Origin of the sequence: Pseudomonas sp. UME65, assembly GCF_014170225.1 — a bacterium.
Lineage (GTDB): Bacteria > Pseudomonadota > Gammaproteobacteria > Pseudomonadales > Pseudomonadaceae > Aquipseudomonas > Aquipseudomonas protegens.
This window is the reverse complement of record NZ_LZZQ01000011.1, coordinates 633,217-657,426: the sequence shown is the minus strand read 5'-3', so window position 1 is coordinate 657,426 and position 24,210 is coordinate 633,217. Positions and strand designations below refer to the sequence as shown.

General features: G+C 65.1%; 22 protein-coding genes. 18 read left to right on the top strand and 4 right to left on the bottom strand.

What is annotated here, in order from left to right:
• The first annotated feature begins 10 nt into the window (after positions 1–10).
• The 17 genes from A9971_RS13915 (at position 11) to A9971_RS13835 (ending at position 18,363) form a co-directional block, all read left to right on the top strand.
• Positions 11–1,972 (top strand): methyl-accepting chemotaxis protein, encoded by a 1,962-nt coding sequence (locus A9971_RS13915; RefSeq protein WP_152685917.1) that lies wholly within the window; start codon positions 11–13, stop codon positions 1,970–1,972.
• Positions 1,973–2,202: 230 nt separating this feature from the next.
• Positions 2,203–2,655 (top strand): type II 3-dehydroquinate dehydratase, encoded by a 453-nt coding sequence (gene aroQ / locus A9971_RS13910; protein ID WP_011059042.1) that lies wholly within the window; start codon positions 2,203–2,205, stop codon positions 2,653–2,655.
• Between the two features lie 48 nt (positions 2,656–2,703).
• On the top strand, positions 2,704–3,165 hold the full coding sequence (gene accB / locus A9971_RS13905) for an acetyl-CoA carboxylase biotin carboxyl carrier protein (protein ID WP_015633997.1): 462 nt from the start codon (positions 2,704–2,706) through the stop codon (positions 3,163–3,165).
• A gap of 17 nt (positions 3,166–3,182) precedes the next feature.
• Positions 3,183–4,544 carry an acetyl-CoA carboxylase biotin carboxylase subunit gene (gene accC / locus A9971_RS13900; protein WP_015633996.1) on the top strand — a complete coding sequence of 454 codons (1,362 nt, stop codon included), beginning with the start codon at positions 3,183–3,185 and terminating at the stop codon, positions 4,542–4,544.
• Between the two features lie 226 nt (positions 4,545–4,770).
• The gene (prmA, locus tag A9971_RS13895) at positions 4,771–5,649 is read left to right on the top strand and encodes a 50S ribosomal protein L11 methyltransferase (RefSeq protein WP_065364917.1); all 879 of its coding nucleotides are present in this window, start codon (positions 4,771–4,773) and stop codon (positions 5,647–5,649) included.
• A gap of 30 nt (positions 5,650–5,679) precedes the next feature.
• Positions 5,680–6,984 (top strand): DUF3426 domain-containing protein, encoded by a 1,305-nt coding sequence (locus tag A9971_RS13890; protein WP_053148860.1) that lies wholly within the window; start codon positions 5,680–5,682, stop codon positions 6,982–6,984.
• A gap of 195 nt (positions 6,985–7,179) precedes the next feature.
• Positions 7,180–8,193 (top strand): tRNA dihydrouridine synthase DusB, encoded by a 1,014-nt coding sequence (gene dusB, locus A9971_RS13885; protein ID WP_152685915.1) that lies wholly within the window; start codon positions 7,180–7,182, stop codon positions 8,191–8,193.
• Positions 8,190–8,510, top strand: coding sequence for a DNA-binding transcriptional regulator Fis (gene fis / locus A9971_RS13880; RefSeq protein ID WP_003186237.1), 321 nt, complete (start codon positions 8,190–8,192; stop codon positions 8,508–8,510). The genes dusB and fis overlap by 4 nt, the downstream gene beginning before the upstream one ends.
• Positions 8,511–8,592: 82 nt before the next feature.
• Positions 8,593–10,200, top strand: a complete 1,608-nt coding sequence (gene purH, locus A9971_RS13875) for a bifunctional phosphoribosylaminoimidazolecarboxamide formyltransferase/IMP cyclohydrolase (protein WP_011059036.1) — start codon at positions 8,593–8,595, stop codon at positions 10,198–10,200.
• A 189-nt stretch (positions 10,201–10,389) separates the two neighbouring features.
• The gene (gene purD / locus A9971_RS13870) at positions 10,390–11,679 is read left to right on the top strand and encodes a phosphoribosylamine--glycine ligase (protein WP_011059035.1); all 1,290 of its coding nucleotides are present in this window, start codon (positions 10,390–10,392) and stop codon (positions 11,677–11,679) included.
• A 98-nt stretch (positions 11,680–11,777) separates the two neighbouring features.
• Positions 11,778–14,564 (top strand): hybrid sensor histidine kinase/response regulator, encoded by a 2,787-nt coding sequence (locus A9971_RS13865; RefSeq protein ID WP_019096153.1) that lies wholly within the window; start codon positions 11,778–11,780, stop codon positions 14,562–14,564.
• A gap of 64 nt (positions 14,565–14,628) precedes the next feature.
• Complete coding sequence (locus A9971_RS13860) at positions 14,629–15,225, top strand: MarC family protein (RefSeq protein WP_011059033.1); 597 nt, start codon at positions 14,629–14,631, stop codon at positions 15,223–15,225.
• A 38-nt stretch (positions 15,226–15,263) separates the two neighbouring features.
• Positions 15,264–16,172 carry a hypothetical protein gene (locus A9971_RS13855; protein WP_183000717.1) on the top strand — a complete coding sequence of 303 codons (909 nt, stop codon included), beginning with the start codon at positions 15,264–15,266 and terminating at the stop codon, positions 16,170–16,172.
• Positions 16,173–16,175: 3 nt separating this feature from the next.
• Entirely contained in the window at positions 16,176–16,853 is a 678-nt protein-coding gene (locus tag A9971_RS13850) for a hypothetical protein (protein WP_015633991.1), read from the top strand.
• 32 nt (positions 16,854–16,885) lie between these two features.
• Entirely contained in the window at positions 16,886–17,338 is a 453-nt protein-coding gene (locus A9971_RS13845; protein ID WP_015633990.1) for a hypothetical protein, read from the top strand.
• A gap of 27 nt (positions 17,339–17,365) precedes the next feature.
• Complete coding sequence (locus A9971_RS13840; RefSeq protein WP_015633989.1) at positions 17,366–17,911, top strand: CPCC family cysteine-rich protein; 546 nt, start codon at positions 17,366–17,368, stop codon at positions 17,909–17,911.
• A complete protein-coding gene (locus A9971_RS13835; RefSeq protein WP_019094016.1) occupies positions 17,908–18,363 on the top strand; it encodes an SMI1/KNR4 family protein in 456 nt (151 codons plus the stop codon). Before A9971_RS13840 ends, A9971_RS13835 begins: the two co-directional genes overlap by 4 nt.
• 54 nt (positions 18,364–18,417) lie before the next feature.
• Here the strand turns inward: A9971_RS13835 and cobJ are convergent, their stop codons facing one another.
• Genes cobJ through cobG form a run of 4 tightly spaced genes read right to left on the bottom strand, consistent with a single transcriptional unit; the run spans position 18,418 to position 22,802 of the window.
• Positions 18,418–20,139 (bottom strand): precorrin-3B C(17)-methyltransferase, encoded by a 1,722-nt coding sequence (cobJ, locus tag A9971_RS13830; protein WP_183000716.1) that lies wholly within the window; start codon positions 20,137–20,139, stop codon positions 18,418–18,420.
• Positions 20,139–20,870, bottom strand: a complete 732-nt coding sequence (locus A9971_RS13825; protein ID WP_047335593.1) for a precorrin-2 C(20)-methyltransferase — start codon at positions 20,868–20,870, stop codon at positions 20,139–20,141. The genes cobJ and A9971_RS13825 overlap by 1 nt, the downstream gene beginning before the upstream one ends.
• Complete coding sequence (locus tag A9971_RS13820) at positions 20,870–21,496, bottom strand: precorrin-8X methylmutase (protein ID WP_053148848.1); 627 nt, start codon at positions 21,494–21,496, stop codon at positions 20,870–20,872. The genes A9971_RS13825 and A9971_RS13820 overlap by 1 nt, the downstream gene beginning before the upstream one ends.
• On the bottom strand, positions 21,489–22,802 hold the full coding sequence (gene cobG / locus A9971_RS13815) for a precorrin-3B synthase (protein ID WP_053148845.1): 1,314 nt from the start codon (positions 22,800–22,802) through the stop codon (positions 21,489–21,491). The genes A9971_RS13820 and cobG overlap by 8 nt, the downstream gene beginning before the upstream one ends.
• A 138-nt stretch (positions 22,803–22,940) precedes the next feature.
• On the opposite strand from cobG, the gene cbiE reads away from it, so the two are divergent.
• On the top strand, positions 22,941–24,155 hold the full coding sequence (gene cbiE, locus A9971_RS13810) for a precorrin-6y C5,15-methyltransferase (decarboxylating) subunit CbiE (RefSeq protein ID WP_125062434.1): 1,215 nt from the start codon (positions 22,941–22,943) through the stop codon (positions 24,153–24,155).
• Positions 24,156–24,210: the final 55 nt, after the last annotated feature.

Sequence of the window (24,210 nt, the reverse complement as noted above, 5' to 3'; positions counted from 1 at the left end):
TAGAGCCCCGATGCGCCTGAAGCTGCTGACCAATCTCAATACCCTGCTGCTCGTTGCCGTTTGCCTCGCCCTGGGGGCGACGCTGTGGTGGTCGCAACGGGCCCTGGAACGCCCCTATCTATTGATGGAGCGCTACCTGGGGCTGTCCCAGCAGTTTCAGAACCAGGTGGCGCGCAATATCGAAGACTACCTGGCCAGCGGCGATGCCCTGCGCCTGAGCAGTGCGGCCCAGGCCCTGGAAACCCTGCAGGGCGAGTTGGGCGAACTGCCGCCACCGCTGGCGCAAAGCCTGCGCCCGAGCCTGGCCAGCCTCGACGACTTCAGCAAGACCGACCTGCTGGCCGCCGGCAAGCTGGCAGGCGATCCCCAGGCCCTGCTGTTGCAGGCCGAACGCGAGCTGGGCGCCAACCTGGAGCAGCTCAGCCAGTACGCCAGCGGGGCCAAGAGCGCGGAAGCGGCGAACTACCTGCCTTTGTTGCTCACCGCCTCCCAGCACCTGGGCAAGCTCTCCCTGGCCCGGGACAAGCTGGTGAGCAGTGGCCGCAGCGAGCTGGCCGCCGATGTGGAACGGGAAGTGAACAGCATCCGCGCCCAGGCCGATCGGCTCGAAGCCCTGCCTTTATTGGGCGTGGCCGCCAGCAGCGAATCGGGCACCGATGATTTCGCCGCCATGATGGGCCTGGAAAACACCGAGAAAGCCGCCGCCGAAGATGCCGGCATAGGCTTCAAGCGTGAACTCAACAGCCTGCTCAGCCGCTATCCGGCAGAACTGCAACGCACCCGCGAGCAGATCCAGAAGCGCGCCGACCTGAGCGCCGCAACCCTGCTGAAGATCAATGCCGTGCGCCAGGCCATCGCCGAGCTGGAACCGGCGGTACGGGCCCAGCACGGGCAGATCCAGGGCGAAGTGCGGCTGATGCAGGGGCTGATGATCGGCCTGATCCTGTTGATCGCCCTGGTGATCGACACCTTGCAGCGCAAGCTGGCCCGGGTTCTGACCAACCTCGCCCCGGCGCTGTCGACCTGGGCCGAAGGCGACTTCAGCCGACCGATCCAGCTGGGCAAGACCAACCGCGAACTGCATGACATCGAGGAATCCCTGAACCGCCTGCGGGCCTACCTGGTGGACCTGGTGGGCACCATCCGCCAGAACGCCGAACAAGTGGCCGGCAGCAGCCGCGCCCTGGCCGACCTGAGCAGCGGCCTGCACAGCGGCGCCGAGCGCCAGGCCGGCGACACCGCACAGATCCGCGATGCCCTGGGCGAACTGGAAGCCACCATCCAGCAGGTCGCCGGGGACGCCAGCCAGGCCGCCGACGCCAGCCGCAGTGCTGGCCTCGCCGTGCAGCAGGGGCAGAAAGTCATAGGCCTGAGCCTCACCGGGCTGCACGCCCTTGTCGGGGAAGTCCAGGGCAACGCGCAGATGATCGAACACCTGGCGCAGGAATCCGCCACCATCGGCGGCGTGCTGACGGTGATCCGCTCCATCGCCGACCAGACCAACCTGCTGGCCCTCAACGCCGCCATAGAAGCCGCCCGCGCCGGGGAAATGGGCCGCGGTTTTGCCGTGGTCGCCGAAGAAGTGCGCTCCCTGGCCCAGCGCACCGCCGGGGCCACCGCGGAGATCCAGACCCTGATCGCCGGCCTCCAGGCCGCCGCCCAGCAATCGGTACAAGGCATGCGCGCCCAGGTCGAACACGCCGAGGCCACCGCCGGCCAGGCCCAGGCCGCCGATGGCGCCCTGGACGAAATCGTCGGGGCGATCCAGACCATCGCCGATACCGCCGTGCGGATCGCCGATGTCACTGCCCAGCAGAGCGGCGCGGTGAGCGAAATCCGCGATCACAGCGAACGCATCCACCAGTTGGGCGGCGACAACCTGCTGCGCATCGGCGAAGGCCGGGCCCAGGGCGAGAACCTGCTGGACCTGGGCGGGCAATTGCATACGGCCGTCCAAGCGTTCCGCGTCTAGGCTCTGAAACGGGCGCGCAAACCACAACCCACCGCCATCAGCGACGAAACGGGCGACAAGAAGCACGCCCCCCTTCTTGAGGGCAAATGACCGGATTTAACCTGTCGGTCACATATTTTGCGCAAACATCGGTCATCGTGCTGGCTATTGCAGAGAACTGGACAGTCATAAAGTCTTTCCGGCATAGTCGCCGGGTTCTGACAACAGCCCCCGATAACAAGGAACAACCGATGGCCACCCTACTGGTTCTTCACGGACCCAACCTGAACCTGCTCGGCACCCGTGAACCGGGGGTCTACGGTGCAACCACCCTGGCCCAGATCAACCAGGACCTGGAGCAACGGGCCCGTGATGCCGGGCACCATCTGCAGTACCTGCAGAGCAATGCCGAGTACGAATTGATCGAGCGCATCCATGCCGCCCGCGATGAAGGCGTGGATTTCATTTTGATCAATCCAGCAGCTTTTACGCATACAAGCGTCGCATTACGTGACGCGCTGCTGGCGGTGAGCATCCCATTCATCGAAGTGCATTTGTCCAACGTGCACAAACGCGAACCTTTCCGTCATCACTCCTACTTCTCCGATGTTGCGGTGGGAGTGATCTGCGGCCTTGGCGCCAGCGGTTACCGACTGGCCCTGGAGGCCGCCCTAGAACAGCTTGAACGTCAGGCAAACGCTTGAACGACAAGCGATAAACGCCCCTGACCGACCCTTGGGAGTTGATGATTCATGGATATCCGTAAAGTTAAGAAACTGATCGAACTGCTGGAAGAGTCCGGCATCGACGAGCTGGAGATCAAGGAAGGCGAAGAGTCCGTACGCATCAGCCGCCACAGCAAGACTCCAGCCCAGCAGTACTACGCACCGGCTCCGGTTGCCGCTCCAGTGGCTGCGCCTGCCGCTGCCGCTCCTGCTGCCGCCGCCGCTCCTGCAGCACCGGCCGCGCCCGCGCTGAACGGCACCGTGGCCCGTTCGCCAATGGTCGGTACTTTCTACCGCAAGTCTTCGCCTACCTCGCCAGCCTTCGTTGAAGTCGGCCAGAGCGTGAAGAAGGGCGACACCCTGTGCATCGTCGAAGCAATGAAGATGATGAACCACATCGAAGCTGAAACCAGCGGTGTGATCGAGTCCATTCTTGTCGAAGACGGCCAGCCGGTTGAGTACGACCAACCGCTGTTCACCATCGTTTGAACCGCGGAGAGTCTTTGATGTTGAAGCCTGCGAAGTTGGAAAAAGTCCTGATCGCCAACCGCGGCGAAATCGCCCTGCGGATCCTGCGTGCCTGCAAGGAAATGGGGATCAAGACCGTAGCCGTCTACTCCAAGGCCGACAAGGAGCTGATGCACCTGGGCCTGGCAGACGAATCGGTATGCATCGGCCCTGCGCAAGCCGCGCAGTCCTACCTGCACATCCCGGCCATCATCGCGGCCGCTGAAGTCACTGGCGCCACGGCGATCCACCCTGGCTACGGCTTCCTCGCGGAAAACGCCGACTTCGCCGAACAGGTGGAAAACTCTGGCTTCGCCTTCATCGGCCCGAAAGCCGAGACCATCCGCCTGATGGGCGACAAGGTTTCCGCCAAGCACGCCATGATCGCTGCCGGCGTACCGACGGTTCCAGGTTCCGACGGCCCGCTGCCGGAAGACGAGGAAACCGCCCTGCGCATCGGCCGTGAAGTCGGCTACCCGGTGATCATCAAGGCCGCCGGTGGCGGTGGTGGTCGCGGCATGCGCGTGGTGCACAAGGAAGAAGACCTGATCGCCTCGGCGAAGCTGACCCGCTCCGAAGCCGGCGCGGCGTTCGGCAACCCGATGGTCTACCTGGAAAAGTTCCTGACCAACCCACGTCACGTGGAAGTTCAGGTGCTGTCCGACGGCCAGGGCAACGCCATCCATCTGGGTGACCGCGACTGCTCGCTGCAGCGTCGTCACCAGAAGGTCCTCGAAGAAGCGCCGGCACCGGGCATCGACGAGACCGCCCGCCAGGAAGTCTTCGCCCGCTGCGTCAAGGCGTGCATCGACATCGGCTACCGTGGCGCCGGCACGTTCGAGTTCCTCTACGAGAACGGCCGCTTCTACTTCATCGAGATGAACACTCGCGTGCAGGTAGAGCACCCGGTATCGGAAATGGTGACCGGTATCGACATCGTCAAGGAAATGCTCAGCATTGCCGCCGGCAACAAGCTGTCGTTCACCCAGGACGACGTCGTGATCCGCGGCCACGCGCTGGAATGCCGGATCAACGCCGAAGACCCGAAAACCTTCATGCCAAGCCCAGGCACGGTCAAGCATTTCCATGCCCCGGGCGGCAACGGCGTGCGCGTCGACTCGCACCTGTACAGCGGTTACGCGGTTCCACCGAACTACGATTCGTTGATCGGCAAGCTGATCACCTACGGGGCCACCCGTGACGAAGCCATGGCGCGCATGCGCAATGCGCTGGACGAAATCGTCGTCGACGGGATCAAGACCAACATCCCGCTGCACCGCGACCTGACCCGTGACGAAGGCTTCTGCAAAGGGGGCGTGAACATTCACTACCTCGAGCACAAGCTGGCCGAGCAACACTGATCGGCACCCGCCACACCGACAAGGCCGCTTTCGAGCGGCCTTGTCGTATCCGCCGCCCTGCAGGAGCGAGCCCGCTCGCGAACCGCGCAGCGGCCATTCCCTGATCAACCGTCCTTGCGACCAAGCACAGGGTATCCCCCTCGCTCCCAAGGGGCGTCTCGCGTAAACTTGCGCGCTTCTCGCGGCCCACTAGGCTGCACATCACATATTTTCAAAGGTGCCCGCCATGCCTTGGCTGCAAGTCCGTCTCGCCATCAGCCCAGAACAAGCCGAAACCTACGAAGACGCTTTTCTTGAAGTCGGTGCCGTCTCGGTCACCTTCATGGACGCCGAGGATCAGCCGATCTTCGAACCTGAACTGAACACCACCCCGCTCTGGTCCCACACCCATCTGCTGGCCCTGTTCGAGGGCGGCACCGAAGCCGCCAGCGTACTCGCCCACATGGAACTGCTGACCGGCGGCCCGCTGCCCGAGCATCACAGCGAAGTCATCGAAGACCAGGATTGGGAACGCAGCTGGATGGACAACTTCCAGCCCATGCGTTTCGGCCAGCGCCTGTGGATCGTTCCCAGCTGGCACGCCGCGCCGGAGCCCGAGGCCGTGAACCTGCTGCTGGACCCGGGCCTGGCCTTCGGCACCGGCACCCACCCGACCACCGCCCTGTGCCTGGAATGGCTGGACGGCCAGGACCTGAAGGACTGCAACGTGCTGGACTTCGGCTGCGGCTCGGGGATCCTGGCCATTGCCGCCCTGTTGCTGGGCGCCAAACAGGCGGTGGGCACCGACATCGACGTGCAAGCCCTGGAAGCCTCCCGTGACAACGCCGGGCGCAACGGCATTGCCGACGAGCTGTTCCCGCTCTACCTGCCCGAGCAGTTGCCCCAGGAGCAAGCCGATGTGCTGGTGGCCAACATCCTGGCCGGGCCACTGGTGGCCCTGGCGCCGCAGCTTTCGGGGCTGGTCAAGTCCGGCGGGCGCCTGGCGCTTTCCGGCATCCTTGCCGAACAGGGCGAGGAAGTCGCCGCGGCTTATGCCCAGGACTTCGATCTGGACCCGATCGCCACCCTTGATGGCTGGGTGCGCATCACCGGCCGTCGGCGCTAGAATGGCCGCCTGCATAATCCGGATGGCCGCATGACCGACAGTTTCGTCACCCAGTGCCCGCATTGCCAAACCCGCTTCCGTGTCAGCCACGCCCAGTTGAGCGTGGCCCGTGGAGTGGTTCGCTGTGGCTCCTGCCTGCAGGTGTTCAACGCCGCACGGCAGTTGCTCGAGCAGCGCGCGGCCAAGGAAGCTGCCACCTCGAAAGCCGCTGCCAAACCCGTAGCGCCACCGGCTGCTCCCGCAGCGACCGTGGCGCCGGCACCGGCGGCACCCGAGCCGGATCTGCCACCCCCCGCGGCCCCTGCCGCTCCTCAGCGCGCCATCAGCCAGAAGCAATGGTCGGCCGCCGAGATGGACCTGGATCACCTGGACCTCGATGAGGAACTGGCCAAGCTCGAACAGCGTGAAATCCAGCCAGCCAAGGCCTTTGGCCAGGAACGCGAGCACAAGGAAGGCAGCCTCAGCGCCCGGCGCGACACCCAGGACGCCGACGAGGCGCACTGGCCGGACGGACTGTTCGGCAGCGCCGCCGAACGGGACGACAGCGAGCCTTCGCCCCCCAAGGTGCAACCGGACGACGCCGAACCCAGCGCCGAACCACCCAAGCCCAGCCGCACCGAACCGTCGCTGTCGTTCAACCTCGCGGACCTGGACGACGAACCCCAGGCGCCCAGGTTGCGCCTGGACGATGACCTGGAACCTCACTCGCCTGCCAACCCGGACGACCAGGACGACGAGCCCGCCGTCTCCGGCAAGAAGCGCCGCGAGCGCAACGAGCCCGGGGTCAAGGAAGAGGTGCTGCTGGACCTGGTGGACGACCCGCTCCACCTCGACTGGCAGAAGCGCCGCTCGCCCTGGGGCAAGCGCCTGCTCTGGCTGCTGCTGATCCTGCTGGCCGCCGGCGGCCTGGTGGGACAATACGTCGCCTATCACTTTGATGAGCTGGCCCGCCAGGACCAGTACCGCCCCTGGTTCCAGCAACTGTGCCCGGAATTCGGCTGCACGGTACCTTCCCGGGTCGACATCGCCCGGATCAAGAGCAGCAACCTGGTGGTACGCAGCCATCCGGAATTCAGCGGCGCCCTGGTGGTGGACGCCATCATCTATAACCGCGCGCCCTTCTCCCAACCCTTCCCGCTGCTTGAGCTGCGCTTCGCCGACCTCAACGGCCACCTGATCGCCAGCCGCAGCTTCAAGCCCGGGGAATACCTGGGCGGTGACTTGCAGGATGCGGCGGAAATGCCGCCGCAGACCCCGATTCACATCGCCCTGGATATTCTTGACCCCGGCCCGAAAGCGGTGAACTACAGTCTGAGTTTCCACTCGCCTGAGTGAATCGGCTGCACAAGTTCACGGACGACTCTGGATTAACGACAGTTTTATGACTGTTTCGCCTGGATTGCTCCCAGGACGTTACAGAAGAACTGTTCAGATTTTATCCAATTCAGCCTTTATCCGGTCATCGAGAGCGGGTATCATGCCAACCCTTTTTCGAACTCTCATGATCCGGCCCCACAACAGGGAAGTCCTATGTCGGCGGTACGCATCGGCCCATATACAGTGCACAACGGTTTGATTCTCGCCCCGATGGCGGGGGTTACAGACCAGCCCTTTCGTCAGCTTTGCAAGCAATTGGGCGCGGGCCTTGTAGTCTCGGAAATGGTCACCAGCGACATGAGCTTGTGGAACAGCCGCAAATCGCGGTTGCGCATGATCCACGAAGGCGATCCCGAGCCCCGCTCGGTGCAGATTGCCGGGGGTGATGCACAGATGCTGGCAGACGCCGCCCGCGCCAACGTCGAGTTGGGCGCACAGATTATTGATATCAACATGGGTTGCCCGGCCAAGAAGGTCTGCAACAAGGCCGCCGGCTCCGCGTTGCTGAAGGACGAAGCCCTGGTCAACGAGATTCTCCAGGCAGTAGTGGCCGCTGTGGATGTACCGGTCACCCTGAAGATCCGCACCGGCTGGGACCGGGAGAACAAGAACGGCATGACGGTGGCGAAGATCGCCGAGCAGGCCGGCATCACGGCACTGGCGGTCCATGGTCGGACCCGGGCCGACCTGTACACCGGTGAAGCCGAGTACGACACCATTGCCGCGATCAAGCAGGCGGTGTCGATCCCGGTCTTTGCCAATGGCGATATCGACTCGCCGGAAAAGGCCCGGCGGGTGTTGCACGCCACCGGCGCCGACGGGCTGTTGATCGGCCGGGCCGCCCAGGGGCGGCCATGGATTTTTCGTGAGATCGAACACTTCCTCAGTACCGGTGAAACCCTCCCGGCACCGGAGCTGTTCGAGGTGGAACGTATTCTGCTAGAGCACCTGGCCGCGCTGCATGCCTTCTATGGAGATGTCATGGGCGTACGCATTGCGCGCAAGCATGTGGGCTGGTATCTCGCAACCCTGCCGGGCGCCAGGGAGTTTCGCGCCCACTTCAATCGTTTGGAAGATACGGAAGCACAATGCGCCAACGTTCGTGAGTTCTTTGCCGGACGTTACAAGAGCCTGGAAACAGGGGACGGAGAGGGGGTGGCCGCATGACGATGATGACCGAGACTTTAGTGAGTGGAACAACACCCGTGAGCGACAACGTGAATTTGAAACAGCACCTCAATACACCCAGCGAAGAAGGCCAGACCCTTCGCGGGAGTGTCGAGAAGGCGCTGCACAATTATTTCGCCCACCTTGAGGGCGCTGCCGTCACGGACGTGTACAACCTGGTGCTCTCCGAAGTCGAGGCTCCGTTGCTCGAAAGCGTGATGAACTACGTCAAGGGCAACCAGACCAAGGCCAGCGAACTCCTGGGTCTGAACCGCGGTACCCTGCGCAAGAAACTCAAGCAGTACGATTTGCTGTAAGCATTCAATCAAACCAGAAAGGCGCCCGCGTAAAAAACGGTCGCCTTTTTTGCTGACTCCTTTGCTTTTGATGGAAATTGAGATGACCGACCAGACTACCCGCCTGCCGATCCGCCGCGCCTTGATCAGTGTTTCCGACAAGACCGGGATCCTCGAATTCGCCAAGGAGCTGGAAGCCCTTGGTGTGGAGATCCTCTCCACCGGCGGGACCTTCAAACTGCTGCAGGACAACGGCGTGTCCGCAGTGGAAGTCGCGGATTACACCGGTTTCGCGGAAATGATGGATGGCCGGGTGAAGACCCTGCACCCGAAAATCCACGGCGGTATCCTCGGCCGTCGCGGCATTGACGACGCCATCATGAACGAGCACGGGATCAAGCCGATCGACCTGGTCGCGGTGAACCTCTACCCGTTCGAAGCCACCATCAACAAGCCAGGCTGCGACCTGCCGACCGCCATCGAGAACATCGACATCGGCGGCCCGACCATGGTCCGCTCGGCGGCCAAGAACCATAAGGACGTGGCCATCGTGGTCAATGCCAGCGACTACGCCGGCGTCCTGGAAAGCCTCAAGGCCGGTGGCCTGACTTACGCCCAGCGCTTCGACCTGATGCTCAAGGCCTTCGAACACACCGCTGCGTACGACGGCATGATCGCCAACTACATGGGCACCGTGAACCAGGCCGCCGAAACCCTCTCGACATCCGGCCGCAGCGAATTCCCGCGCACCTTCAACAGCCAGTTCATCAAGGCCCAGGAAATGCGCTACGGCGAGAACCCGCACCAGAGCGCGGCGTTCTACGTTGAGGCCAAGCCTGCTGAAGTCGGCATCGCCACCGCGACCCAACTGCAAGGCAAAGAGCTGTCCTACAACAACGTGGCCGACACCGACGCCGCGCTGGAATGCGTGAAGAGCTTCGTCAAGCCGGCCTGCGTCATCGTCAAGCACGCCAACCCGTGCGGCGTGGCGGTCAGCCCGGACGCTGAAGGCGGTATCCGCCAGGCGTACGAACTGGCCTACGCCACCGACACCGAATCGGCCTTCGGCGGCATCATCGCCTTCAACCGCGAGCTGGATGCAGCCACCGCCAAGGCCATCGTCGAGCGTCAGTTCGTCGAAGTGATCATTGCCCCGAGCGTCAGCGAAGAAGCCCGCGCCATTGTCGCTGCCAAGGCCAACGTGCGCCTGCTGGCCTGCGGCCAGTGGTCGGCTGAGCGCGCTGCGGCCTGGGATTACAAGCGCGTCAACGGCGGCCTGCTGGTGCAGAGCCGCGACATCGGCATGATCAGTGCCGATGACCTGAAAGTCGTGACCAAGCGCGCCCCGACCGAGCAAGAGATCAACGACCTGATCTTCGCCTGGAAAGTCGCCAAGTACGTCAAGTCCAACGCCATCGTCTACGCCAAGAACCGCCAGACCATCGGTGTCGGCGCCGGCCAGATGAGCCGCGTGAACTCCGCGCGAATCGCCGCCATCAAGGCCGAGCACGCCGGCTTGCAAGTCGCCGGTTCGGTCATGGCCTCCGATGCGTTCTTCCCGTTCCGCGACGGCCTGGACAACGCCGCCAAGGTCGGCATCACCGCAGTGATCCAGCCCGGCGGCTCGATGCGTGACAACGAAGTGATTGCCGCTGCCGACGAAGCGGGTATTGCCATGGTGTTCACCGGCATGCGCCACTTCCGTCACTGATACGACAACGGTCGCACTGACACCGGCATCTGCTGCGTTGGAGCCCACCTCGATGATGCTCATTGCCAACAGGCAACTGCGCTCATCGAGGTGGGCTCCGCCTTGCATCTACCACTGTCATTGCAACCTCCTGAGGCGTCCAGCTCTTCAGGTTCCAAAACAGAATTAGCGTCATCCGAGGTTTTTGAAATGAATGTACTGATCATTGGTAGCGGCGGTCGTGAACACGCTCTGGCCTGGAAAGTCGCTCAGGACCCACGGGTTCAGAAAGTGTTCGTCGCCCCCGGCAACGCCGGCACCGCCATCGAGGCCAAGTGCGAGAACGTCGCCATCGACGTCCTGGCCCTGGAGCAGCTTGCAGACTTTGCTCAGAAGAATGTGTCCCTGACCATCGTCGGCCCGGAAGTGCCGCTGGTGGCTGGCGTGGTCGACCTGTTCCGCTCCCGTGGCCTGGACTGCTTCGGCCCGACTGCCGGTGCTGCGCAGCTGGAAGGTTCGAAAGCCTTCACCAAGGATTTCCTCGCCCGCCACAAGATCCCTACTGCCGACTATCAGAACTTCACCGAGATCGAGCCGGCCCTGGCTTACCTGCGTGAAAAAGGCGCCCCGATCGTGATCAAGGCCGACGGCCTGGCCGCCGGCAAAGGCGTGATCGTCGCCATGACCCTGGCCGAAGCCGAGGAAGCGGTGCGCGACATGCTGGCCGGCAATGCCTTCGGCGACGCCGGTTCCCGCGTGGTGATCGAGGAGTTCCTCGACGGCGAGGAAGCCAGCTTTATCGTCATGGTCGACGGCAAGAACGTGCTGCCCATGGCCACCAGCCAGGACCACAAGCGCGTCGGCGACGGCGACACTGGCCCCAATACCGGTGGCATGGGCGCCTACTCCCCGGCACCGGTGGTCACTTCAGAAGTGCACCAGCGGGTGATGGATCTGGTGATCTGGCCCACCGTGCGCGGCATGGCCGAGGAAGGCAACGTCTACACCGGCTTCCTCTATGCCGGGCTGATGATCGACAAGGCCGGCAACCCGAAAGTCATCGAGTTCAACTGCCGCTTCGGCGACCCGGAAACCCAACCGGTGATGCTGCGCCTGCAATCGAGCCTGGTGCTGCTGGTGGAAGCCGCCCTGGCCCAGGCCCTGGACAAGGTCGAAGCGCAGTGGGACCCACGCCCGAGCCTGGGTATCGTTCTGGCGGCAGGCGGCTATCCTGGTGACTACGCCAAGGGCGCGGCCATCACTGGCCTGGACGCCGCGGCAGCACTGGAAGGCAAGGTGTTCCACGCCGGTACCGCACTCAAGGATGGCCAGGTCGTGACCTCCGGCGGCCGGGTACTGTGCGCTACCGCCATGGGTGACAGTGTCGACGCGGCTCAGCAACAGGCCTACCGCCTGGCGGCCGAGATCGACTGGCAGGGCTGCTTCTACCGCAAGGACATCGGCTACCGCGCCATTGCCCGCGAGCGCGGCCAGGAGTAAGGCTGTCGTTGACCCCGGCAAGGGCACACGCCCTTGCCGTGCGGTCATTACGCCGCGCATAGTTATAATCAGGCATCAACCAACGAAGGGATTTCGCCGTGCGCTGGCTCAGGATTGCCCTAGGCTTCACCGTCACCTTGCTGACCCTGCTCTGCTTGAACCCGGCCCTGGCCGCTCAAGGCAGTGGCTGGGCGGTTTTGCTCGACGAACAGGCCGACCTGCAGCTCAGTGACATCCGCTCCCCGCGCTACACCAACCAGTTCAGCCCGATCGAGCTGGACAAGCTCACCGCCGCCGAGCCCGATGGCGCCCTGTGGCTACGCTTCAAGCTGCAACCGGGAACCCATGAGCAGATCCTGCGGATCTTCGCCCCCGACCTGTCCCACCTGAACCTCTACGTGCTCGAAGGCGACAAGCTGATCGAGCAAGTGAACACCGGCTCCGGCCCGTCGCAGGCGCAAAAGCCCCTGCCCAGCAGCGACTTCATGCTGCCGCTGCCGCAAAGCGCCAAGCCACTGGACGTCTATGTACGCCTGGTGTCCGAACACGAACTGCGCCCCTTCATCACCCTGCAATCGGCGGTGATGGGCGCGGCCGACCAGAGCCAGACGCTGATCTACGGCCTGCTGTTCGGCTGCCTGGCGATGCTGATCCTGCACAACCTCACCCGCTTCGCCTACACCCGTTCGCGCAGCAGCCTGTGGCTGGCAGCCTGCGAAGGGCTGCTGACCCTCAGCCTGCTGATGCTGCTGAACCTGTTCGGGCCCTGGCTCCCGGCCTGGGAAGCCCTGCAGACGCCGGGGGCCTATATCGCCCTGCTGCTGACCGCGCCCTGCGGGATGATGTTCGCCTACCGCTTTTTCGCCCCCCTGGGCGCCCATCCGCTGAACCGCCTGCTGCTGGGCAACATCCTGCTGATCAGCCTGTTCGGCCTGTTGCTGCTGTTCGTCGATACCCTGCCGCTGAACATCATCACCTACGGCCTGGTGGCCCTGGCCGGCCTGAGCATGCTGTTCGTCGGTGGCTATCACTGGCACAAGGGTTATCGCCCGGCGCGCCTGTTCGTCGCCGCCATGGTGATCTTCAACCTCGGCACCCTGGTGATCCTGCCGGCCCTGCTGGGGCTGACCCTGGTGGCCCCGCAAGGCCTGATCGTCACCCTCTTGAGCGTGGTGTGCATCGCCGGGCTGCTGATGAGCATTGCCCTGGGCGAGCGCCAGCGCAACATCACCGAGAACCGCTTCAGCGTCAGCCGCGACCTGGCCGCCAGCACCGCCGAGGTCAATGCCAAGGCCGAGTTCCTGGCCAAGATCAGCCACGAGATCCGCACCCCGATGAACGGCGTGCTGGGCATGACCGAGCTGCTGCTGGGCACCCCGCTGTCGGTCAAGCAGCGCGATTACGTGCAGACCATCCACAGTGCCGGCAACGAGCTGCTGACCCTGATCAACGAGATCCTCGACATCTCCAAGCTGGAGTCCGGGCAGATCGAACTGGACGATGTGCAGTTCGACCTCAACGCCCTGATCGAAGACTGCCTGAGCATCTTCCGGGCCAAGGCCGAACAGCAGAACGTCGAGCTGATCAGTTTCATCCAGCCCCAGGTGCCACGGGTCATCAGCGGTGACCCGACACGCCTGCGCCAGGCCCTGCTGAGCCTGTTGGAAAATGCCCTGAAGAAGACCGATGAAGGCGAAGTGCTGATCGTCGTCGCCCTCGACGAGCGCAGCAGCAAACCGCGCCTGCGCATCGCCGTGCAGGACAGCGGCCAGCCGATGGAGGCCGAAGAGCGCGAAGCCCTGCTGCACACCGAGCTGCACAGCAAGAACTTCCTCGCCACCACCCGCCTGGGGGGCAACCTGGGGCTGGTGATCGCCCGTCAACTGATCCTGCTGATGCATGGCGAGTTCGGCATCAAGAGCGGCACCAACCAGGGCAGCACCCTGTGGCTGACCCTGCCCCTGGATGCCGAGCGCCTGGAACACCCGACCGCCGACCTCGACGGCCCCCTGCAGGGCGCGCGGGTACTGGTGGTGGACGACAACGACACCTGCCGCAAGGTGCTGGTACAGCAGTGCAGTGCCTGGGGCCTGAACGTCAGCGCCGTGCCATCGGGCAAGGAAGCCCTGGCCCTGCTACGCACCAAGGCGCACCTGCGGGACTACTTCGACGTGGTATTGCTGGACCAGAACATGCCCGGCATGACCGGCATGCAACTGGCGGCGAAGATCAAGGAAGACCCGAGCCTGAACCACGACATCCTGCTGATCATGCTCACCGGCATCAGCAATGCGCCGAGCAAGGTGATTGCACGCAATGCCGGGATCAAGCGCATCCTCGCCAAGCCAGTGGCCGGCTACACCCTCAAGACCACCCTGGCGGACGAACTCAATCAGCGCGACAAGGCCCCCGCCGCCCCCTACAACCAGCCGGCGCACGCTGCCCAGGCCCCGGCGCCAGTCACCGTGCCCAGCGACTTCCGCATCCTGGTGGCCGAGGACAACAGTATTTCCACCAAGGTCATCCGCGGCATGCTCGGCAAGCTCAACCTGCAGCCCGATACCGCCAGCAACGGCGAGGAAGCCTTGCAGGCAATGAAAGCCAACCGCTACGACCTGGTACTGATGGACTGCGAAATGCCGGTGCTCGACGGCTTCTCCGCCACCCAGCAACTGCGCGCCTGGGAAGTCGGCAACCAGCGGGTACGCACCCCGGTGGTGGCGCTCACCGCGCACATCCTCGCCGAGCACAAGGAGCGCGCGCGCCAGGCCGGCATGGACGGGCACATGGCCAAGCCCGTGGAGCTCTCGCAACTGCGGGAACTGGTGGAACACTGGGTGACCCAGCGCGACCTGCGCGAGCGCAGCACCGCGCACACCAGTTGAGCCGACAGGCTCTGCGGCGCCTGTTAAACTCTCGCTCGCCCTCCTTTAGTCGTGAGCTCCCACCATGCTCCACGTGCTGTTCAGCGTTTACCTGAAGATGCTGGTGCTCTACAGCCCCTTCTTCGTGCTCTCGTGCTTCATCAGCCTGACCCGCGGCTATTCGCTCAAGGAGCGCCGGCGCCTGGCCTGGAAAGTGGCCCTGGCGACCCTGGTCTCCAGCATCCTGCTGTACCTGTTCGGCCGGGTGATCTTCGGCGTGTTCGGCATCACCGTGGACGCTTTCCGCATCGGCGCCGGCAGCGTGCTGTTCATCTCTGCCCTGGGCATGGCCCAGGGCAAATCGGCGGTGCAGACCGACAACGTGCAGCAGGACGTGACCATAGTCCCGCTGACCATTCCCCTGACCGTGGGCCCGGGCACCATCGGCGCCCTGCTGGTAATGGGCGTCAGCCAGCCGCACTGGGACGACAAGCTCACCGCCATCCTCAGCATCGCCCTGGCCAGCCTCACCGTGGGGGTGGTGCTGTACCTGTCCAACCGCATCGAACGCATCCTCGGCGACCAGGGCTTGCAGATCGTCAGCCGGTTGATGGGACTGTTCGTCTGCGCCCTGGCGGCGCAGATCATCTTCACCGGGGTCAGGGGCTACCTGGTCCCTTAGGGCCCCGGCCACCCTCCCATCAAGCGACAGGCAACGGAATGCAGACTCTTCAACGACCCACTGGCACGGGCCCCGCCGCCGCGCGCGCCCTGTGCCTTGCGCAGATCGGGCGCGGCCTGGCCTGCCTGCTGGCCGGGCTCCTGCTCATGCCCCTCCCGGCACTGGCTGGCGAATCGCCCCAGACCAAGCTCGAGGCCTGGCTGAACAAGACCAGTGAATCCATTGAGCGCTTTGGCGACTTCAAGGTGTACCACCGTCGGGACGGCAGCAGCCCCCGGGAAATCACCTACAAGGGCCAGCTCTATCGGCCGCTGAACGCCTGGCAGATCACCGATGTAAAACCCACCGGGGCGACCCGGGGCGGGCAACCGGTACTGCTGGCCACCACCATCGAATGGATGGGCGTCGGCACGGTGCTGATCGCCGTGCAGAACGACACGCCCCTGGCCCGCGTCCTCAGCCCGGTCAAGAGCAAGAGCGAACCCGACTGGGGCCAGCCGCAACCCGGACGCAGCGACCTGCTGCTGTTTCCCGAGGGCGCGCGGGCCCTGGTGCCCTCCACCGGGCAAGTGCTGTGGTTCGACGAGCGGCTGCCCGGCTGGGGGTTCTCCCACTACGCCATGCTGGTGTCGGTGTCGCCGGACAACAGCAGTGCTGCGTTCCTCGGCAAGGAAGGGCTGCTGCTCAGTTCGGCGGAGCAGGGCGTGTATGCCCAGTTGCCGATCAGCAAAGAGCTGAACCTGAGCCAGCTCTGGCCCCTGTTCAACCAAGCCGGCGACCGCGCGCGAAAGGCCCTGGACGAAGGCCGGCGCATTGACCAGAGCCGCCTGCATCACGCCTTGCAGGTGGACTGGGTCGGCCGCCAGTTCAGCTGGCAGCAGGTGCAGGGAAGCTGGCAGCTCAAGGGGCTGGGCCTGAACTCCAGCCCGCTGAAGAAGGAGCATTGAGTGATGACCGTTCTACGTCCATGGCCCGCCCGACAGCTGCTGCAACTGACTACGGCCATGGTGCTGGCCGGTTGCGCCAGCCATGGCAGCGAGCAACCCAGCGATATACGCACCGAGCACGCCAAGGCCTCAGACGCGGTGCTGGAGCTTGAAGTCAGCTTCGCCAAAGCGCCGGACTACAAGCCTGAAACCCGCGGCCCCTATGCATCCAGCCAGTACGTGAAGATCGAGGGCGCACCGGCCCTGGAGATACCCTTCTACCAAAAAGGTATCGGCTTCGAACTGGGCGTGGTGGGTGACCCGCGGGCGCTGCTGGCCCTGCCCTACCCTTCGCCCAAGGCCGACTCATCGAGCAAGAATCTGCGGGTCATCGGCCAACGCCTGGACAGCACCCGCTACCGTTTTGTAGTGCTGCCGCTGTCGGGCTGGAACAGCCTCGACAGCTTCGAGGTGGCCTTCGCCCACAACGACCGGCGCGAGGCCATGACCTTCACCTACAGCACGCAAGTGGCCTGCAACAGCAGCTTTGCGGTGACCACGCCGACCTACGGTTTCGCTATGTCGGTGGAGGCGCGCTTTCCCAAGGGCGTCCAGGGTTGCCTCAAGGCCTGTGATGCACGCCCCGAGTACGCCGGGCAATGCGCCTACAACTCCGGTTTTCGCCAGGTCTCGAACCTGTAGCCCCCCCTTCCAGCAGGAGCAGGAACCACCCAATGCCCTACAGCGCCGATGCCGCTTTCATTCAGGAACAATGGCTGGGCGGGTGTTTCCCCCGGGAAAACACCCTGGTCCTCGGCAGCGGGTTCTACTGCCTGTTCGACCTGCCCTATGAACATCCCCGGCTGATCAACAACGTCTGGATGCCGGCCCTGGACTATCCCCAACAGGATGAGCCTGACTTCGTCACCACCCTGGGCTTGTGCACCGACGGTCCACAGTCGTTCTATGCCCGGGGTGGGGAGACGGCAGGCTACGGCGGCGATGGCTTCCTGGCCTTGCAGGAAAAAGGCTCGGATGCACTGATCTGGCTGGTTGCCCTGCGCGACACCAACCCCTTCAACCGGGTAGAGATCCAGGACCAGTACCTCCATGGCGAATCGACCTCCGGGGTCAGGGTACGAATACCCATTCAGCGCCCTGACCAATTGACCCTGACCTGGCCCTGAACCGCCCCCTCGAAAAGCCGACCCCCCATGGAAAAACTCACCGCCAACGCAGCCATCGACCTTCTGAGCCGCCACAGGTTGCCCGGCCTCGACGCCGCCGCGCGCTTCTCCCACCTCCTGAACTGGTGGGGAATAGACAGAGACAACCTTGAATTCGCGGCACTTGCACCCAGCCTGCAACAACAGATCCTGACCCAACCGGAGCCCCCGCAAGAGGTGCAAGACCCACGCTACGACGCGCTGCTGCTGATCGCCCTGCGCGCCGAATATCGCGGCGTGACCCACCTGTACCTGAGGCGCTGCCTGCGTGAAGCCGGGCTGGGTGACTACACCGTCAGCGCGAACATCGAGTGCCTGGAGGCCTGCCCCTGCTGCGGCTACCTGACCCTGGGCGCACGAGGCGAATACGAGATCTGCGACCTGTGCCACTGGGAAGACGACGGCAGCGAAGCGCTGGATGTGCCGAGCGGGCCGAACCATAAAACCCTGGGCCAGGCCCGGAAACAATTCACCCGCGACATGAACCATCTGCCGCTGGACAAATGGCCACGCGCCACCGAGTACCCGGCATGATTCCAGCGCCACTGATTGCCCTGATCGAAGCCCAGCCCCGCTACCGCCCGCTTCCTGAAAGCGCCGAGGTCACCCTGGCGCTGGAAGCCCTGGGCATTGCCCCGGACAGCGAGTTCGCACAGATCTACCTGGCCTGCCACCCCGCCGATTTCAGCAGCCGCGTCAGCGACGAAGTGCTCCTCGACATTGCCGGGCCCGGCGAGGAAGTTCGCATGGGCACCGAGTTCATCCATGAGGTGTGGGAGCTGCCAGAGAACTTTGTGGCCTTCACCTCATTACAAGGCGAAGGCGGCTACTTGCTGGACAAGGACAGCGGCGGCGTCTGGGATTTCGACCTGGGCGACTGGGAAGCTTTCGTCGCCGGCCGCATCCCCGCCAGATGGGCCGGCTTCTTCGAATTCATCACCTGGCTGCTGACCGCCAAGGATGAGGATGAGGACCCTGCGCGCTAGAAGCCGCTGCCGACGATGGCGATCTTACGAGCGCCTTCGCCGGCAAGCCGGCTCCTACAAGGGTTTATTGCCGTACCAGCGCGGGGTGTACACCCAGTCGCCGCCCCCGGCCCGGGGGAAGACGCAGGTGGTGGAGGAGCCCACCAACACCATGGTGCGCATGTCCACCTGCTCCGGGGTCAGCTCGCCCAGGGTGATGACCCGCAGGGTCTGGCCCGGGCGGCCAATGTCGCGCCCCAATACCACAGGGGTTTGCGGCGTACGGTGCTGGCGCACGATCTCCAGGGCCCGGCCCAGTTGCCAGGGCCGCGAGCGGGAAATCGGGTTGTAGAAGGCCAGGGCCAGATCCGCCTGGGAGGCGAGGTCCAGGCGCTTCTCGATGATGTCCCAGGGCTTGAGGTTGTCCGACAGCGACAGCACACAGAAATCATGGCCCAAGGGTGCACCGGCCTGGGCTGCGGTGGCCAGGGAGGCGGAGACGCCCGGGAGGATCTCCAGATCGACGCTGTGCCAGGCCGGGTCGCTGGATTCGTGCAGGGCCTCGAGCACCGCCGCGGCCATGGCGAACACTCCCGGGTCGCCGGACGACACCACCACCACCGAACGGCCCTGGGCCGCCAGCTCGAAGGCGTGACGGGCGCGCTGCATCTCTTCGCGGTTATCGGTGCAGTGCATCACCTGGTCGGCGCGAAACGGACCGGCCATGCGCACGTAGGTTTCATAACCGAGAATGTCGTTGGCCCGGGCCAGTTCGGCTTTCACTGCCGGCACCATCAGCTCGGCGGCGCCAGGGCCGAGGCCGATCACGGCAAGGCGCCCACGGGGGCGGCCAATCTGCTCCGGGTCCAGGGGCTGGCTGGCCACAGCAATGGCGATGTCCTCGCCCACCTTCAGCGGCGGCAGCAATTGCGGCACGGCCTGTTGCGCCAGTTCGGCGACACTGTCGGCGGCCGGCAGGAAACGTAACGGTACGCCCAGTTGCGCTGCTGCCTGGTGCAGGGCACGGTCGGCCATGTCGCGGTCGGCGGCCAGCAGGCACGCCACTGACTGCACGGCGATGCGCGCCTGATGCAGGGCCTGGCGGATGTGCGTGGCCAGGTCGATATCAGCGTCGCCGGCCAGCCGCTGCCCACGGCAGGCAACCAGCACGCTGCGGGGGTAGATCAGCAGCTCATTGGCCACGGGCTCGCGCTCGGCTGAACCGACCCGGATGGTCAGGCGGGCCTGGTCGTCCTCGGGCAGCTTCGCTGCGGCCAGCCAGGGTGCTGCGCCTTCGATGCGCACGCTTTCGCCACCCAGCAGGTCGGAGACGAACCGCTTGCCCAGCTCCAGGTCGCCCAGCGCATAACCGCTGGGCGGGTTGAGCAGGCAAGTGCCGAAGCGCAATTCACCACTGGTGGTAATGGCCGCCACCACGCCAAGGCCGGCGGCGATTTCCCGGGCCATGAGATTGACCCCGCCCAGGCCACCCAGCAGCGGCACCACGGCGCTGCCGTCTTCGGCCACCGCCAGCACCGGCGGCTCGGCGCCCTTTTCCAGCAGCAGCGGCGCCAGGGTGCGGATCACGATGCCGGCCGCACACAGGGCGATAATGGGCGTGTCCTGCTGATAGAACTGGCGCAGGGTCGCGCCGAATTCGTGGTAGACCCGGTCGGCGCCTTCGACCCGTTCCGCCAGACCGTGGATCAACGAGTCGGGATACAGCCGCTGGATCTGCCGCGCGGTGTCGAGGCTGCCTTGGCCAAGGATGACGATGGCCGGAGTTGAACGGGCCATCAGCCTTGCCACCTTTCGCCGGGAACGATGATCAGCGAGAAGTACGGCGAGGACATCGGCTCCACGTCATCCAGCGGCACGATCTTCTGGTTGGCCATGGTGGCGCGCTCGACGTACAGCGCACGCCGCGCCAGCCCCAGTTCTTCCAGGACCTGGCGCACCTTGGGGAAGTTGCGCCCCAGCTTCATCACCACCGCCGCATCGGCGTCCGCCAGGCGACGCTTGAGTTCCTCATGGGGCAGCACCCCGGAAAGCACCGACAGGCTCTGGTTGCGATACACCAGGGGCGCGCCCAGCACCGAAGCGCCGCCCAGCATCGAGCACACCCCCGGCACCACTTCGGCCTGGTAACGCTCGGCCAACCGGTCGTGCAGGTACATGTAGGAGCCGTAGAAGAACGGGTCGCCTTCGCAGATCACCGCCACGTCGCGGCCGGCGTCCAGGTGCTGCGCCAGCTCCTGGCTGGCGCTGTCGTAGAAGTCGCTGATCACTTGTTCGTAGGACAGCGGTGCCGGCAGCACTTCGGTGGTGACCGGGTACACCAGGGGCAACAGGGTCTGGGCCTGTTGCAGGTGCCCTTCGATGATGCCGAAGGCGTTGCCCTTCTTGCCCTTGGCCACGAAGTAGGCCACCACCGGTGATTCGCGCAGCAGGCGCAGGGCTTTGACGGTAATCAGTTCCGGATCACCGGGGCCCACGCCAAGGCCGATCAAACGTCCGGGCTGCTGCATCATTCGACCTCCGTGGCCAGGGCATTGACCGCAGCCGCCGCCATGGCGCTGCCGCCCAGGCGGCCCTGCATGATCACGAAGGGCACCCCGCGGCTGTCGGCGGCGAGCATCGCCTTGGATTCGGCGGCGCCGACGAAGCCCACTGGGAAGCCGAGGATCAGCGCCGGTTTCGGCGCGCCCGCATCGAGCATTTCCAGCAGGTAGAACAAAGCGGTGGGCGCGTTGCCAATCACCACCACGCTGCCTTCCAGGTGCGGGCGCCACAGTTCCAGGGCCGCAGCGGAACGGGTGTTGCCCAGCTCCCGAGCCAGCTCTGGCACGCTGTCGTCGCGCAGGGTGCAGATCACTTGGTTGTTGGCCGGCAAGCGGGCCCGGGTAATACCCTCGGAAACCATGCGCGCATCGCAGAGAATCGGCGCACCGGCCGCCAGGGCATCGCGCCCGGCCTTGCCGGCGCCCTCGGAAAACTGCAGGCCGTCGACGGCCTCGACCATGCCGCAGGCATGGATCACCCGCACGGCGAGTTTCTCCAGGTCGGCGGGAATGCGCTCCAGCCGGGCTTCTTCGCGAATGATCGCGAAGGAGTTGCGATAGATCTCCTGACCGTCGCGGATGTAATCAAGCATCAAGGTTGCTCCGTGGGCGGGCATCGAGCAATGCCTCTGCCGCTTCAATAGAAAGGTTGCGTGCGTGCAGCGTGCCGAAACCCGGCTGCCCTGCATCGCGCAAATACAAGTCATAGCGCCCTGGGGCCACCGCCAGCAGGGTGGCCGGCGCCACATGAGCGGCGGCGCAGGAACGCGGGCAGGCGGACAGGTGCACATCCAGTTGGCGACCATGGCGCTGGAGCAGCCCTGCCAGTTGCAGGGCGTCGCTTTTGGTGTCGGCCAGGGCCTTGCCGCAACCACTGGAACCGGTGCAGGCAATCAAGTGAGCCAAGGCCTGTTGCGGGCTGCACAGTAGGCCCAGTTGCTCCAGGGCGGCAGTAGCCGCCGGCGCATCCGCCGCGGCGATCGAGGGCAGCAGCAGGCTCTGCCAGGGGGTCAGGCGCAGGCTGGCGTCACCGTACTGTCGGGCCAATTGCGCCGCGCCCTTGAGCATGGCCGGATCGAGCCGCCCCAGGGGCGTGCCCGCGCCAACATAAACCTGCCCGGGCGCAGCCTGTGGATAAGTACCGATATGCAGTCCAGCGACACTGGCCTGACGCCGCCAGCCACCGATATTCAACAGCGGCCGGCTCAGGCGGGGCTCCAGTTGAGCGAGGAAATCCTCCCGCGACATGTCCATCAGCAGGTGACGCATGCGCGTCTGTTCCGGCCGCGCCAGGTCGAGAAACAGCTCCAGCACGGCCACCAGCAGCTCGTGGCCCTGGTCCTGCGCCACCGCCGCCAGGGGTTCATCCACCGGGCAGCCAGCCAGCCCGAACGCCAGCAGCCCCTGGCCGTCGCGCTCAAGGGCCGACAGCCACAGGTCATGGTGATGTTCGAGCATGGCCAGGGCTTCGCCACCGTCGAGCTGTACGGCGAACTTGGCCGACAGTTGGTGAAAGCGCGGATGGCCCTGCAAGGTGTCGAGGATCTGCGCGGCCAGGGGCCGGGTATCCATCAAGCACTGCCGATCGATCCCGGCGCAGGGGCTGAGCATCAGGTTGCGCACATCGTCACCGGCGGCAGTAGTCGGCCCAAGCCCGGCAGCCAGCAGTGCGGCGATCAGTGCCTGATGCTCCGGGCCGATGCCGCGAATCTGCAGGTTGGCGCGGTTGGTGGCCTCGATCACGCCCCCCGCGTAAGCCTGCGCCGCCTCGGCCACTGCCACGGCCTGCTCCGCGCTGATGACGCCGCCAGCCAGCTTGATCCGGCAGATGCCACCGTCCAGCGCCGGGACGATGCGCAGCAACCCCGGGCAGGCCGAGGGGCGGATGGCAGTGGACATCGAGCGTTCGTTCAAAGGGGTGACCGGCCGTGTGGGAAAAGCGCTTCGTCAGCGAAGGCGCGGTATTATGCCTGCTTTGTCCGAAGGCATGAAAAGCCTGCCTGTCGGAACAACAGGTTTTGCGTTCGAGGAATAGAGATGTCGCCCTGGCTGACAGTAGTGGGAATCGGTGAAGACGGCTTCAAGGGCCTGGGCAGAAATGCCCGGCATGCCCTGCTGGGCGCATCAAAGATCGTCGGCGCCCAACGCCAGCTGGACCTGCTGCCACCCTGCATCCGTGGCCAGCGCCAGCTGTGGCCCAGCCCGTTTTCCCTGGAGCCGGTGCTGAGCCAGCGTGGTGCTGCAGTCTGCGTCCTGGCCAGCGGTGACCCCATGCTGTTCGGCGTCGGCGCCAGCCTGGCGCGGCAGCTGCCCGCAGAGGAAATCCAGGTACTGTCCTTCCCTTCGTCCTATTCCCTGGCGGCTGCGCGCCTGGGCTGGCCTTTGCAGGAGGTGATCACGCTCTCTGTGGTCGCGCGGCCGATCAGCGCACTCAGCGCCCAACTGTCCGGCGGGGTACGCCTGCTGGTGCTGAGCAATGACGGCCACAGCCCGGCCGCCATCGCCGGCCTGCTGCGCGAGCGCGGTTTCGGCCCGAGCCGGATCAGCGTGCTGGAACACCTGGGCGGCCCCCTGGAGCGGCGCATCGACGGCACCGCCAATGACTGGGCCGACCCGGCAATCGCCGACCTCAACCTGCTGGCCATCGAATGCCTGGCCGAAGCCAGCACCCCGCGCCTGTCGCGGCTCGCCGGCCTGCCGGACTCGGCCTTTCGTCACGACGGCCAGTTGACCAAGCGCGACGTGCGGGCCATGACCCTGGCGCGCCTGGCACCGGTGCCCGGCGAGCTGCTCTGGGACGTGGGTGCCGGCAGCGGCTCCATCGGCATCGAGTGGATGCGTACCCACCCCAGCTGCCGCGCCCTGGCCATCGAGGCCGACGACGGCCGCCAGCAATTGATCGAACACAACCGCGAGGTACTCGGCGTGCCCGGGCTGCAACTGATACGCGGTCGCGCGCCCCAGGCACTGGCCGGGCTGGAACGCCCGGATGCGATCTTCATCGGTGGCGGCGTGACCCGCGAAGGCGTGCTGCAGGCCTGCTGGAAACAACTCAAGCCCGGCGGGCGCCTGGTGGCCAATGCCGTGACCCTGCAAAGCGAAATGACCCTGATGGACTGGCGAGAACGCCACGGCGGCGAGCTGACCCGCATCCATATCGCCCAGGCCCAGCCACTGGGAGAGTTCGACACCTGGCGCCAGGCCCTGCCGATCACCCTGCTGGACCTGCACAAGCCCCGGGACCTGCCATGAACCTTGCAGGTGCGGGCTTGCTCGCGAATACGTCCGCCCAAGAGACCGAAGTGCG